This window comes from Desulfosediminicola sp., assembly GCF_048381775.1.
In the GTDB taxonomy this organism is placed as follows: Bacteria; Desulfobacterota; Desulfobulbia; order Desulfobulbales; family Desulfocapsaceae; genus Desulfopila; species Desulfopila ganghwensis.
The window spans coordinates 73,793-88,364 of record NZ_JBLXGE010000001.1; the positions used below are offsets into that span (position 1 = coordinate 73,793).

Here is a 14,572-nt window from a genome sequence, read left to right on the forward strand (position 1 = left end):
CTCCACACTATCTGGAAAATCTTTTGGGCAAAGCCTTTTAGCACTTTCAACACCGACACCGAACTTCTGCACATTTCCGCCTGCCACGTATCAACATTTTGCTTAAAAGAACCGGTCTTTCACTAGATGATAATTCTTTCTACAACTGGCCGCAATTGTCCGTGAAATCACGATACCATCTGACTCCGGGCAGATTCGCCGTTCCGCTACTATTCAGGGGAGACAACCACCCGCATCAGCCGCGAATTGGTATCACATAGAGCAATATTGCAAAATAGTGAAAGATGGTACCTGCCAGCACAAAAAGATGCCAGATAGCATGATTGAATGGGATTGACTGCTTGATATAGAACGGTACGCCAAGGGTATAGCAGAGCCCTCCGATCAACAACAGCCACAAGCCCCCGGCATCTACCGCAGAAAGCATCGGTTTAACGGCAATAACCACTGCCCAGCCCATGGCTATATAGAGAGCTATGGTGATCCAGCGCAGTCTTTTGGTTAAAAAAATCTCCAGAATGATGCCACAAACCGCAAGCCCCCAGATTGTGCCGAAGAGCGACCATCCCCAGGGCCCACGTAAACTGACCAGGGTAAAAGGGGTATATGTTCCCGCAATCAGGAGGAAGATTGCAGAATGATCAAGAATTCTGAAAATTTCCTTGGCGCTCCTCGATTGAACCGAGTGATAAAGCGTTGAGGCAGTATAGAGCAGGATCATGGTCCCACCGAATACGCTGCAGGCAACAATATGCCATACGGTGCCATGGAGGCTGGCAAAAGCTGTCATTACCGCGAGACCGGCAATGGCCAGAAGGGCACCAATACCATGGATGACAGAGTTAGCGATCTCTTCCGGCATACTGTAACGCGGTAAAATCGCCGTTTTGGTTTTCATAATATATCCAGAAATATATAGGTTATCAGCAGCATACGAATTATTGCCGCCAGAATACTTCGTTTCGATCAGTCCATAGTACGCTTTAATTCTGAACGCGCCAATAATTTCCGTACAACAATCTGCGTTTCAGGCCAATGCCGGACCCCTCTGCCTATTTCCGGAACAGACCCTCTAGCCAACGAAACGACCTACCAACCTGATATATATCATATATCTATAGAAATGAGAGAACAATGCAGTTCAGACACTGCAACATTCATTTTCCATCATTACCGATATTTCCACACTGTTCAACAACACCTTTTTTATGTTATTGTATTGACATTATCTGCAGTTGTTTGCGCAATGATAACCCGCTCTTTTTTACCTGGGATAGTACATGACACAATCCAAACCTCTCTGGGTTCCGGATCGCGAAAGAACTGAAAACAGTCTGCTCAAAGCCTTCATGCGATTTGTCGGCCAACAGCTCGGTGCACCAATTGAAGACTACTCAAGGCTCTATGACTGGTCAATTTCCGACTCGCCGGCATTCTGGTCGGCCTTGTGGGACTTTTGCGGTGTGATTGGTGACAAGGGTGTAAAAATTCTCGACCGTGGTAACGAGATTGAGCGGGCATGCTGGTTCAGTGATGCAAAACTTAACTTTGCTGAAAACCTGTTGAAAAGACGAGACGATGAGCCTGCCCTTATCTTTTACGCAGAAGACAAGGTGCACTACAACCTCAGTTTCAATGAGCTGTATAACCAGACTGCCGCTATGGCCGCCTGGCTGAAATCAATCGGTATTGAACCTGGCGACAGGGTCGCCGCATATCTGCCGAACATGCCGGAGACGGTGGTCGCCATGCTGGCGGCAACCAGTATCGGAGCAATCTGGAGCTCAACTTCGCCCGATTTCGGCTTCGAGAGCGTAGTGGACCGCTTTGGCCAGATAGAACCCAAGGTGCTTTTTCGGGTTGATGGATATTTTTACAACGGCAAAACCATTGATCTGGGTGAGCGCGGGGAACGTATCATCAAGGCCTTACCTTCGATAGCGCATGATGTGCTGGTGCCGCTGCTGAAGAGGTCTTCTGAATCATCGCGCCCATGTCCTGCATCCACCGAGAAGTGGGGAGAGCTCCTTGAACGATTTGCGGGCAGTGAGTTGCAGTTCGAACGTCGGCCCTTCAACATCCCGTTGTGCATTCTCTACTCTTCCGGAACCACCGGAAAACCGAAATGCATAACCCATAAGGCCGGCGGTGTATTGCTGCAGCATTTGAAGGAGCATCAGCTTCATTGCGATATACAGCCAGGTGACCGTGTTTTTTACTTTACGACCTGTGGCTGGATGATGTGGAACTGGCTGGTAAGCGCACTTGGTTCCGAGGCTTCGCTCGTTCTCTATGATGGTTCTCCATTCTCACCGGATAACGAGATACTTTGGCGATTGGCCGAAAAAGAGAGCATTACTCTTTTTGGAACGTCTGCCAAGTATATAGATACCATGAAAAAGTTGGAGATGGTGCCGGTGGAGCGCGTTCACCTCCCCTCCCTGCGAACGCTTTGCTCCACCGGCTCCGTCCTCACTCCGGAAAGTTTTGACTATGTATATGAGTCAATAAAAAGAGATATTTGCCTTTCTTCAATATCAGGGGGCACCGACATCATTTCCTGCTTTGTGCTCGGCAATCCGATCTTGCCTGTATATCGTGGAGAATGTCAATGCCGCGGCCTTGGTATGGCCGTTCAGGTATACAATGCAGAAGGAGAAGCTGTGGTGAACGAAAAGGGCGAGCTGGTTTGTACCCGAACATTTCCCTCTCAGCCCGTATACTTCTGGAATGACCGTAACGGCAACAAATATCACAATGCATATTTCGCCAGGTTTCAAAATGTATGGTATCACGGAGACTATGTCAAACTGACTCCCAACGGCGGTGTGATCATATACGGCCGCTCCGATGCCACACTGAACCCTGGCGGCGTGCGTATCGGCACCGCAGAAATTTACAGATATGTAGAAGACTTGGATGAAGTTGCCGAGTCAATAGTTGTGGCCCAGGACTGGCAGAACGACCAGCGCATAATCCTCTTCGTGGTACTGCGGAACGGTACTGAACTCACTGACAAATTGACCGAAAAAATAAAAACAACCCTGCGGGAAAAATGCAGCCCCCGTCACGTGCCTGCCAAAGTGGTGCAAATTGATGAGATCCCAAGAACAAAATCTGGTAAAATAGTTGAACTCGCTGTTCGGGAGATTATTCATAACCGGGATGTGAAGAACATCGGCTCACTGGCCAACCCTGAAGCCCTGGAAGCATTCAGGGATATTCCTGAACTCAGGTAATTCATCCAGGAGTTTTTATGCTGAGAATTGCCGTAGAACTAATCGATATAACCCAGCTTGGTGTGGACGCGATTGTCAATGCTGCCAATAACAGCCTGATGGGCGGTGGCGGAGTTGACGGAGCCATCCATAAGGCAGCAGGTCCCGATTTGCTTGCTGAATGCATTGAAATCGGAGGCTGCGAAACAGGTTCGGCGGTCATCACCGGCGGTTATAATCTGCCGGCAAAATTCATTATTCATACAGTCGGCCCGATCTGGCGGGGTGGTCATCAAAAAGAAGAGAAACTACTCGCCTCCTGTTATCGCTCCTGTATGGAACTGGCAATCGCCAACTCCATTCACTCCATCGCCTTTCCAGCTATAAGTTGCGGAGTCTATGGTTTTCCCATCCGGCGTGCCTGTGAGATCGCCTTCAGGGAAGTCAGCACAATGCTCGACTCCCACGGTTCCATCCGCAGGGTAATTTTTGCCTGTTTCGATAACACTGTCTATCATGAGTTGAGTAAACAACTCGCTAAACTGGAAGCACGGGGACATTAATACAGCTGTATCGAATAACCAGCGTGCACTAAAACCCTGGCTCCCCGGAGATCTCCTTACTCACAACTCATCCCCGGCACTCAGCTCCCGGGAATTGCCTGCAGACCTGCAGTCGCATAACATTATAGGGTTATATTCTTCAGGTTCCGTATCTATTTCTGGGCCATTGCCCCTTTTCTATGGCAAATTACTACAACCCTCTTAAAATAACAGTCCATACTCCAAGCCGGAATGCCTGAAATACTAAGCGCTCATGGCATCCCGCCCGCAGTTTTCTCCATTATGGCCGACTCGATCCTGGCCATATCCGGAGCCGACCATCCATGAGGTTGTTTTTGTTATGATTTCAAGTCCGACACCTAATGTTTCAGCCTGCCCGCAATGCGATATCCTGCTCCAGCACCATGAAACGCCGGACCACCACGCCTCAGTCTGCCCACGCTGTGGGTTTGTGATGAGAAATAACCGGCCGGGAACGGTGGATAAGGTTCTGGCGCTCAGCATTACCGGCCTGCTGGTCTACCTGCCCGCTATTCTGCTGCCGCTGATCACCCTTGAAAAGCTTGGTATGAGTGACAAGGCCAATGTGGTTGACACTGTACTCCAGTTCTTTGCCAACGAATATTATTTCGTCTCCTTCATGACGCTCGTCTCCACAATAGTTTTCCCACTGATGCTACTGCTGCTCACCTTTATCATCAGCCTGCAGTTAAAACGCAATCATCCCTCGAAGATGCTGGCCAGGCTGTTTCGTGCGTATTGTCATCTCGAGGAATGGGCCATGGTTGAGGTTTTCCTGCTGGCCATCCTTATTTCGATCTTTAAAATGATTCACACGGCAAATATTGTGTTTAATGCCGGACTGTTCTGCTTCATTGCCCTGGTATTCGTCACCTTTGGAATTTGCGTCGTACTGGATAAGGTTCGCTACTGGGAATTGCTGGACCCGACAGAAACAGCCCCAGCCACTTTACTCGTTAAAGAAAATCAGCGGCTTGATAAGCAGCCGGAACTTACAGCAGCTCAGGCCGGTTTCGCCCTCTGCCTTACCTGCCATAAGCTCCTGCCAACAACGAATAGGTCTACAGAATTCTCCGGCCAGTGCAGTCGTTGCGGCGAGAAAGTTCATCTTCGCAAACCCGGCGCCATGTCACGTACCCTTGCCCTGGTGATTACCTCGACTCTGCTCTTGCTCCCGGCCAATCTGTTGCCGATTATGCAGGTTGATTTTCTCGGCGTACCCGATCGATCCACCATTCTGGATGGCATCCTCTATTTTCTTAAGACCGGCTCCTACCTGATCGGTATCATTATCATGGTTGCCTCCATATTCGTGCCGCTTTTCAAGGTGGTTGGCCTCTCCATACTGCTCTGTTCCGCTCATTTCGGCATGCCCTATTTTCTTCGACAGAAATCGAAAATGTTTCGCATAATCTCCTTTATAGGTAGGTGGTCCATGCTTGATATTTTCGTGATAGCGCTGTTGATTTCCTTGGTGGACTTTGGTTTTTTCACCTCTATTCACGTTGCCCCGGCCTCAACATTCTTCTGTATGGCTGTAGCCACAACCATGCTCGCCGCCATCACTTTCGACCCACGGATTCTCTGGGACAAATGCAGCCCGGGCTCCGCGACGAACAACTCCAATACACTGAACCAATGACCGATACCAGTCAAAATCCGGATAATGAACTATCCCCGCATCCCCAGATTGCCCAGCCAGAAATCAAGGTCAACAAGGGCATTTCCGTTCTCTGGACCTTGCCGTTGCTGGCGCTCGTAATCTGCGGCTGGCTACTCTATCAGGCTATTACCAACGCAGGGATTGAGGTTACTGTCTATTTTGACGACGCGACGGGAATCACTTCAGGAAAAACCCAGGTCATGAACAAAGGCATCCCTGTCGGCCTGGTTAAAAACCTGCAACCCGACATCAGGAAGAACAAGGTGAAGGCCACCATTGTCATGGACAAGTCCATGGCCGAAAGTTTAGTGGAGGACACCCTGTTCTGGATAGTCAGCCCAGAACTTTCGGCAGCAAGCATCAGGGGGCTGGATACTATCGTATCGGGGGCTTATATAGCCATAAGGCAAGGCGTCTCGGACCGGGAGCAACGTGTATATAACGGCCTGGATTCAGCTCCGCCGGTAGGCCCGGAAGCCCCGGGGCTCCATCTCACACTGAAAGCCGACGAACTCGGTTCTATCCAGAAATCCACTGGAATTTATTATAAGAACATTGAAATAGGCAAGGTTCAGGGCTATAAGCTCGCCTACGATAAGACCATCCTGATTCATGTTTACATCACTCCCGAATACAGTGATCTGATACATACCGAGAGCCGCTTCTGCAATGCCAGCGGATTCTCTGTTTCCGGCGAACTGCCAAATATAAAAGTTCAGATGGAATCCCTTTCCGCTCTGCTGCGCGGCGGCATTCTGGTGCACACCCCCAAGGAGCTGAGCACAAGCCCCCCCGCAACAAATGGCTCCGAGTTCAAGTTATACAAAAACTTTGAGGATGCGGACTATGGTATACCAATGACGATGCAGCTTGCTTCCGGCAGCGGTATTGTCGAAGGCTCCACCAAAATTGTCTACCGTGGCATTGATGCGGGGTTTGTTAAAGATATTCTTATCAATAACGATGAAAACAAATCCGTGACCGCAAATATTCTACTGGACCCCAGGGCGGAATTTATTCTCCGCGAGAACACAACCTTCTGGATCGTTAACCCATCCATCAGTGCCAGCGGCGTCAAAAATTTCAGAAACTTTCTTACAGGGTCACACATCACCTTTAAACCCGGTGATGGTGATTTCAAGAATCACTTCACCATTCTCCCCGAACCACCGCCCCAGACACCACTCAGACCCGGCAGCCATGTACAGCTCAAATCATCCAACGGTGTAAATCTCAGTAATGGTACCGCAGTCTACTACAAGGAAATCAAGGTTGGCGAGGTTGTTTCCGTGTCTCTCGAACCCGACTCCGATGAAGTTCTGATCACCCTTTTCCTCTATGAACCTTACGGAAAACTCGTCTTCGACTCCAGTATCTTCTGGTTGCAAAGTGGTGTCGACATAGAGGCCGGAATCAATGGTCTCAAGGTTGATACAGGCCCGCTGACCCGGATATTGAGCGGCGGGGTTGTCTTCACCACGCCCGACAGAGATGGAACAGAATTAAACGAAACCGAATTGCAGGATAAAGTTTTCAGGCTTTATGGGAATTACGATAGTGCCGTCGCAGCCACTCCAGCCTTACAGCCGGCGGGCGTGCAGTTCCAGCTTATTACCGACGACGCGGCCAGCCTCAGTCCCGGCACCCCGGTAATGAACAAGAGTCTGAAAATAGGTCATATCACCGGCTTCAGCTTTTCCCGGGATCAAAAATCCGTACTCATCGACTGCTTCGTGCAGGATCAATACCGCCATCTCATTCACGACAGTACCAGATTTTATAAGACAGGCTCTGTTGAGATGAGTGGTGGCCTCGGCGGGCTTGATCTGAAATTCGGCTCACTTGAGTCAATATTCAAGGGTGGTATCAACACCATCACCACCCCTGGCAATGTTGCTGACAGTACCGCCGGCAAATTGCAACAGCCCCTGCCTCTTCATGCTGATTTCGATTCCGCCCTGCACGCCGGAGACAGGACCATAACCGTCAGATTTGAAGAAGGTATCAGCATAGGAGAAGGGTCCCAGGTACGCTATAAGGGTGTTCCTGTCGGCAAGGTCACCAGGATACGTTTTGGTGAAGATCTGCAATCGGTGGATGTCGAGTTCAGGATTGAGCCCGGAGTCGCCCCACTTTTCAAGACTACCACCCGGATCTGGCAGGTTACCCCGGAGATTTCACTGGCCGGTATCAAGAACATCGAGACAGCCATCACTGGCGCGTACCTGACATTTCTTCCCGGTGCCGGTAAGCCTACGCGGAGGTTCACCGGGCTCTCCCAGCCACCGCAGCCCGGTTATCTGGAAGACGATAGCCTGCAACTCATCCTCGAGGCATCACATCTCGGTTCACTCTCCATGGGGTCTCCGCTCTACTATCGCGATCTGAAGGTTGGCGAAGTAACCGGCTTTGAGCTCTCACCCTCTTTTCGTATTGTCTATGTTTTCATTCGCATCGAGCCAAGATACGCTGCCATCGTCCGGGAAAACAGCAAGTTCTGGAATGTGAGTGGCGCCAGGGTGACAGGCGGTATTTTCTCCGGCATTACCGTCTCAACCGGCTCAGTTGAAGCTATCGTCCGCGGTGGCATTAATATCGCGACACCGGTAAATGAACCCGCGCAAAAAGCCGTGGAGAAAGGACACAAATTTTTGCTCCATGATGAAGCGGATCCTGAATGGCTGGACTGGACACCAAAAAATGAATAGCCGACAATAGCTTTAAAGCCTTAGCCAACAACACCCCGGTGGTCGAGGCAAATTCCATTGTTTGAGGCCGCGGGTTTTCAGGAATTGTGGGCTGTCATCACCCTAATCTTTCGAAAATGCTGTTCATCATCAATCCCCTTGGAAACACCCCGCTATTCTGATACGATTTTAACATAAACCGTTGTTCTCTCGTGCCCGATATTCCTGAAAACTCTTCCACACATGCCGGAGGGGCTTATGCGTATCACCAAAATATTCGTTCCGCTCGACCTTGATCAAAATTCTCAAAACATAGTAGACTATTCGCTGTTTGTTGCCCGAACCTTCGATGCTGAGGTAGTTTTTTTCCATGCTATTGAATTTACCACCAGCGGAGAAATGGCTCTCGGCAACCTGGCCTATGATGACATCAACACCACACGGCTTGAAGCCGTTAGAGAGCAGCTCGCTAAAATAACCAGAAATGCTCATGATAAATGCAAAAAATGCTCGTATCATGCCCTCATAGGGGATGTTGTCGATGAAATCCTCGATTATGCCCAAAAAGAGCAGGCCGATATTATCATCATGGGAACCCGCAGTAAACGCGGTATTAAAAAGGTCCTGCTTGGCAGCGTAGCTGAACGTGTACTGAAAAAAGCCCACTGCCCGGTCATGGTGGTAAAGCCCTAGATGTGATCCCCGGGGTTAACTTGAATACCTTCTGATCCCTTGCCTTTCTTGCTAAAGGCTGGGGATCAGTCCTTGCAATGGCAGATAACTGCTGCTCATCTTATCTTTCAACTCCACACCGGTCTTACCCAGAGCCAAACCCGATTCAACCAGATAGGTTATTTTTCGCACTCCCTCTGCTATACTCATCCCCCCTGTACGAATATTGGAGATGCAATTCCGGGCTTCATCGGTTATTCCAGGCTTTGGTTCATAGGTTATATAGGCCCCCAGGGAGTTCGATGAACTCAGCCCGGGCCGCTCACCCACCAAGAGAATCATCATTTTACAGCCAAGCAGGTGGCCGATCTCATCACCAATTGCCACCCTGCCATTGGTCACCAGACAGACGGGTGCAACTCTCAGCTCTGTTTTGGCAACACACTCTAAAAAACCACTCACGATCTCATACGCATTTTCATGTATTGCCGGACCCGATAAGCCGTCGCAAACCGTGATGCCTATATCAAAATTTCTCTGGCCATGATGCTGCAGCGCTATTGACGATGTCTCGCTCAGCAGTCTGCCTTTATCCGGACGAACCAGATATTCCATTCTGTCGACAACAGAACTTTCCAGCTGAATTGTAGAGTATCCCTGCAGCTCGAGTTGGTTAGCAAGTGAAACCATGTCGGCCGGGACCAAAACGGCATCCCTGGCTCTGGCATGGGCCAGCTTGAACTCAAGGCTCTCCGTTACCGGCAGACTGGTACCGCAGCGCCCAAGAGCAATACGGGCGTCGGTAAAAGTGCGCAGCTTCGACCATGGATCGGAGGTTATGATCGGCTTTCCCGTGCTGTTATTGCTCATTTGCCCTCCCCCCGTGACATGGCCAGCAGCCTGTTGCTTACGTCAACGGGCTGCAGCACTCCTGCGCTGTTATGTATCTCCATGCTCTCCAGCCATGCCTGAAACTCCGGGGCAGGTTTCAAGCCAAGAAGCTTACGTATATATGCCGCATCATGGAAAGAGGTGGACTGGTAATTGAGCATAATGTCGTCAGCCCCCGGGACTCCCATAATGAAGTTGCAACCGGCATTGCCAAGCAAGGTCAACAGCACATCCATATCATCCTGATCTGCTTCGGCATGGTTGGTGTAGCAGATATCAACTCCCATCGGCACGCCCAGCAGTTTGCCGCAGAAATGGTCTTCTAAACCAGCTCGTTGAATCTGCTTGCCGTTATAGAGATATTCCGGCCCGATAAAGCCAACCACCGAATTCACCAACAGTGGATTGTAGACTCTTGCCACCGCATAGGCACGCGCCTCAAGGGTCTGCTGGTCCACCCCATGGTGGGCGTTTGCCGACAGCGCGCTGCCCTGACCCGTTTCAAAGTACATTACGTTATTGCCGACAGTCCCCCTTCCGAGGGCGAGGGTTGCTTCATTGGCCTCCTGCAGCAACGCCAGATTCACCCCGAAGCTCCTGTTCGCCTGCTCGGTACCGGCAATTGACTGAAAACATAAATCAACCGGTGCACCCGCCTCTATTGCCTCCATGGTCGTGGTGACATGGGTCAGCACACAGCTCTGGGTGGGAATGGCGTATGTGTCGATCAGCGAATCGAGCATCTGCATCAGCCGAACGATGTTCTCCACATTATCTGTGGCCGGGTTGATGCCGATCACGGCATCGCCGCAACCATAACAGAGGCCATCAAGGGTGGAAGCGGCAATGCCCTGCAGATCGTCTGTGGGATGATTTGGCTGGAGACGAACAGAAAACGTGCCGGCCCCACCGATGGTATTTCTGAACCTGGTAACCACCCTGCATCTTGCTGCCACCAAAACCAGATCCTGCATACGCATCAGTTTAGAGACTGCCGCAGCCATCTCGGGTGTGATACCCGGTGCCAGTTCAGCCAGGGACTCCGGAGTGGCTTCATCACCAAGCAGCCAATCCCTGAGTTCCCCGACCGTGAAACCACTGATTGGCGCAAATGCCTCGCGGTCATGGCTGTCAATAATCAGCCTTGTTACCTCATCCTTCTCATAGGGAATAACAGCTTCAGACAAAAAACGTGCAAGAGGAACCTCAGCCAGAGCCATCTGCGCCCTGACCCGCTGCTCCTCACTTTGGGCGGCAACACCGGCCAACTCATCACCCGATCTCCGGGGTGTCGCTTTGGCAAGCAATTCCTTCAGGCTCATTTCCCTGAAATTTCTACCTGTTGACATATCGTGTTCTCTCGTTTCTACCGGGAACTAGTACAAGATAGCGGGCTCCGACTGCGGTGGAGCCCGCCTGCTGATTCTTTAGCGTGCATAATACGTTTGCGGGAGCCAAAGTGCAATATCCGGAAATATCATGATAATACCGAGACCGATACACATCAGTATAACAAAAGGCACGATTGAGGAGTAGATGTCCACCAGCGTTACCTCTTTCGGTGCCATCGCTTTCATCAAAAAGAGGTTGTAACCGAAAGGCGGCGTCATATATGCGATCTGACAGGTGATGGTGTAGAGCACACCGTACCAGATCGGGTTGAAGCCGAGCGCCTTTATCAGTGGAATATAGAGCGGTGCCACGATCACCAGCATCGCCGTATCATCTAAGAACATGCCCATGATGATATACGAGACCTGCATCATGATCAAAATCTGCCAAGGACTGAGCCCCCAGGTATCGAGGAAAAGGCTCTCGATAGCGTGCACCGCCCCAAGCCCGTCGAAAACGGCACCAAAGCAGAGTGCTGCCAGAATGATCCACATGAACATGCAGCTCACGGCAAGGGTCTTGTGGAGAGTATCATCCATCACTTTCCGGGTGAGACGTTTCTTGAGGATGGCAGCTACAGTAGCGGCTGCCGCGCCCACTGCCGAGCTCTCGACCAGGCTGGTGACACCCATGATGAAGAGGCCGGTGACCGAAAAGATGATGGCCAGTGGCAGGATTCCTGCGCCCAGCAACCTGATCTTTTCTCCTCGGGGCATCTCACGCTCTTTCGCTGGCAGGCTCGGTCCCAACTCCGGCTGCATCTTACAGCGAACCACAATATAGATGATAAACATGGACGCCAGAAGCAGGCCAGGAAAGACTCCAGCCATCCAGAGCTGACTCACCGGTTGTCTGGCAATCATCCCGTAAAGGACCAGAACAATGCTTGGTGGTACCATTATGCCCAGAGAGCTTCCCGCCTGGATAACACCGGTGACCATGCGCTTGTCGTAACCGCGCTTCAACATCTCCGGCAGGGCGATACTGGTGCCGATAGCCATACCTGCCACTGACAGACCGTTCATAGCTGAGATAGCCACCATCAGGAATATAGTGCCAATAGCCAGACCACCGTTGAGTGAGCCCATCCAGACATGGAACATTTTATAGAGATCACCTGCAATTCCCGACTCCGAGAGCATATAGCCCATGAAGATAAAGAGCGGCAAAGTGATTAACGGATACCAGTTCAATAACACAATGCTGGCGTTAAAGGGCATCTCGTAACCGCCCTGGCCCCACAGAACCATGGACGCAGCAGCTGCGACAAAACCAACAGCGCCAAAAACCCGCTGACCCGTGAGCAGCATAAGCATCAGGGTCGAAAACATAAGGAGTGCGATCATTTCATAGCTCATGACAATTCCACCCCTCGTACTTTAGCCAAATCCTTGAAAAAGGTGGCGATTGACTGCAACAGCATCAGAAAAATACCGATAACCATAATGATTTTGATAGGTGCCACAGGCGGAGCCCAGGCAGAATAATTGCGCTGCCCATACTCAAGTGAATAGGCGGTACTGGAGATGCCTCCGGCCAGCAAAACAACGAGATAGAAAATCAGGCAGAACACTGTCACAAGATCCATCGTTGCCCGTTTTTTCGGGGACCAGCAGCCATAAAGGACATCCATTCTCACATGGGCGCCCATGTAGAGCGAAAACCCGCCGCCCAGCATATAGTATGCGGCCATTGTGAATTGGGTCATCTCAACCGCCCAGGTATAGGGAACATTGAAGACCGTCCGTGAGATTGAGGCAAAGAGAAGAATGCCCATCATCATGAACACCAGGTACATGGCGAATGTACCAACTCGTTTATTCAGTGCGTCCACATAGCGCACATAACTATGGATAATCTTTGGCACAACAGATCCTTATTTCGCAAATTCAAGAAATTGGCAGAAAACAACAACCGAGTGCAGCAACACCGCCGCCCATATCAACTCGAGCGAAAATGAGCGGCAGTGTTACTGGCGGGGAATTTTACAGATTAGGTGTAACGGTACGGGCGACCAGCCTTCTCCATGGTTGCCGAATACTTCTTGAGAATCTCGACGACCTTGGCACTACGTGGAGATTTGGCAGCAATCTCGTCCCAGTATTTCAGGGCCTCCTGCTCAACAGCGGCCCATTCGGCATCAGGTATGGATGTCAGCTCCAGCTTGCCGCCTGTGGTACGGTAATGTGCCTCGCCCCACCAGTACCAGTGCTGGCGATAGTAGTGCGAACTGTCGATTGACATCTTGAATAGAGCCTTCAGGTGTTCAGGCAGGGCATCCCACTTCTCGGAGTTGGCGAAGTATGATCCAGCCCAGGCTCCGGAGATATTGTTGGTGAGGTAATAATTCGTAACATCGGCCCAGCCTACGGTGTAATCCTCGGTAATACCGGACCAGGCAATACCATCAAGCTCGCCGGTCTGAATCGCCACCTCGATATCCTCCCATGGCAGAGTTACAGGCACTACACCGAAACGCTTGAGGAATTTACCACCGGTAGGGAAGGTGAAGATACGCTTACCTTTCAGGTCGGCCAGCTTACGGATAGGATCCACTGTGGCAAAGTTACATGGATCCCAGGCGCCGGCACTCAGCCACTGCACACCCTTTACCTCCTTATATGCCTCCTCCCAGATCTCATTCAAACCATAGTGGTTGAACAGTACCGGTACATCGAGGGAGTAGCGGGAGGCAAAAGGAAAATAGGCGCCAAAAACTGAAACATCTACAGGTGCCGCAATGGAGTCATCGTCACTCTGCACCGCATCAATGGTACCGCGCTGCATGGCCCGAAACAGTTCGCCTGTGGGAACCAGCTGATCAGCATAATAGAGCTCGATATGCATCTCGTTCTTGGCGATCTTGTTGAAGGCATCAATCTGAGGCTTGATCACATACTCGGCCAAAGCTGGTCCGGCATAGGTCTGCAGTCGCCATTTTATAGGGGTTTTCTTTGCTGCATGAACAAAAGGTGCCTTGCTGATGGTTGTTGCTGCAACAGCCGCTGCGGCTCCTAGTCCTGCCTTTTTCAGAAATTCTCGACGTTCCATTTTCTCCTCTCCTTGTACTGCTTGTGCTTGATATTGTGGCTCAAGCAGATGACACGAATCACCCATGGCCACTGTTCTACTGTTCCCATTCGTAACTATTGTTAGGATTCATTATATAATCCCAATACGTTGTCAGCATCTTCTGAGATACATAAGGCAAGCACTGTGCCACAAAGAACACTATGTCGGATTTTCACTGTATATCGGCGACATACCCTCAAACATAGCTGAACAATAGTGTAAAAGGAGAATGACCAATCATTTCGCTATTGTTGCTATTCAACAATAGCGTCGGTACTTTTTACAAATTTGTGAAGTGTTGAATAGGGCCGAATATCCAAAGGATTGGAGCATAAACAGTTTCAACCCGAATCACCGTTGGCTGATGAGTTCGGGCTGATATCCTTTATATTC

Annotated in this window: 11 protein-coding genes; 5 read left to right on the top strand and 6 right to left on the bottom strand. The window is 50.5% G+C overall.

All coding sequences use genetic code 11. The annotated features are described in order from the left end of the window. Positions 1-235: 235 nt before the first annotated feature. Positions 236-898 carry a PAQR family membrane homeostasis protein TrhA gene (gene trhA, locus ACN5NT_RS00340; RefSeq protein ID WP_136798677.1) on the bottom strand — a complete coding sequence of 221 codons (663 nt, stop codon included), beginning with the start codon at positions 896-898 and terminating at the stop codon, positions 236-238. A 382-nt stretch (positions 899-1,280) separates the two neighbouring features. Here trhA and ACN5NT_RS00345 point away from each other — a divergent pair, with 382 nt between their 5' ends. From ACN5NT_RS00345 to ACN5NT_RS00365, 5 genes are all read left to right on the top strand, one after another. Further along, positions 1,281-3,239, top strand: coding sequence for an acetoacetate--CoA ligase (locus tag ACN5NT_RS00345; RefSeq protein ID WP_419174070.1), 1,959 nt, complete (start codon positions 1,281-1,283; stop codon positions 3,237-3,239). Between the two features lie 17 nt (positions 3,240-3,256). Continuing rightward, complete coding sequence (locus ACN5NT_RS00350; protein ID WP_136798679.1) at positions 3,257-3,781, top strand: O-acetyl-ADP-ribose deacetylase; 525 nt, start codon at positions 3,257-3,259, stop codon at positions 3,779-3,781. A gap of 340 nt (positions 3,782-4,121) precedes the next feature. Then, the gene (locus ACN5NT_RS00355) at positions 4,122-5,444 is read left to right on the top strand and encodes a PqiA/YebS family transporter subunit (RefSeq protein WP_419174071.1); all 1,323 of its coding nucleotides are present in this window, start codon (positions 4,122-4,124) and stop codon (positions 5,442-5,444) included. Continuing rightward, positions 5,396-8,173: an MlaD family protein gene (locus ACN5NT_RS00360; RefSeq protein WP_419174072.1), complete on the top strand. Its 2,778-nt coding sequence runs from the start codon at positions 5,396-5,398 to the stop codon at positions 8,171-8,173. Before ACN5NT_RS00355 ends, ACN5NT_RS00360 begins: the two co-directional genes overlap by 49 nt. 237 nt (positions 8,174-8,410) lie before the next feature. Then, positions 8,411-8,845: a universal stress protein gene (locus ACN5NT_RS00365; protein WP_419174073.1), complete on the top strand. Its 435-nt coding sequence runs from the start codon at positions 8,411-8,413 to the stop codon at positions 8,843-8,845. A gap of 51 nt (positions 8,846-8,896) precedes the next feature. Here ACN5NT_RS00365 and eutC read toward each other — a convergent pair whose 3' ends face one another. From eutC to ACN5NT_RS00390, 5 genes are all read right to left on the bottom strand, one after another. Next, the gene (gene eutC, locus ACN5NT_RS00370; RefSeq protein WP_419174074.1) at positions 8,897-9,694 is read right to left on the bottom strand and encodes an ethanolamine ammonia-lyase subunit EutC; all 798 of its coding nucleotides are present in this window, start codon (positions 9,692-9,694) and stop codon (positions 8,897-8,899) included. After that, positions 9,691-11,064, bottom strand: a complete 1,374-nt coding sequence (locus tag ACN5NT_RS00375; protein WP_419174075.1) for an ethanolamine ammonia-lyase subunit EutB — start codon at positions 11,062-11,064, stop codon at positions 9,691-9,693. Before ACN5NT_RS00375 ends, eutC begins: the two co-directional genes overlap by 4 nt. A 78-nt stretch (positions 11,065-11,142) precedes the next feature. Continuing rightward, entirely contained in the window at positions 11,143-12,465 is a 1,323-nt protein-coding gene (locus ACN5NT_RS00380) for a TRAP transporter large permease (protein WP_419174076.1), read from the bottom strand. Then, positions 12,462-12,974, bottom strand: coding sequence for a TRAP transporter small permease subunit (locus ACN5NT_RS00385; protein WP_419174077.1), 513 nt, complete (start codon positions 12,972-12,974; stop codon positions 12,462-12,464). Before ACN5NT_RS00385 ends, ACN5NT_RS00380 begins: the two co-directional genes overlap by 4 nt. Positions 12,975-13,099: 125 nt before the next feature. Further along, positions 13,100-14,158 (bottom strand): TRAP transporter substrate-binding protein, encoded by a 1,059-nt coding sequence (locus ACN5NT_RS00390; protein WP_419174078.1) that lies wholly within the window; start codon positions 14,156-14,158, stop codon positions 13,100-13,102. Between the last annotated feature and the right edge of the window lie 414 nt (positions 14,159-14,572).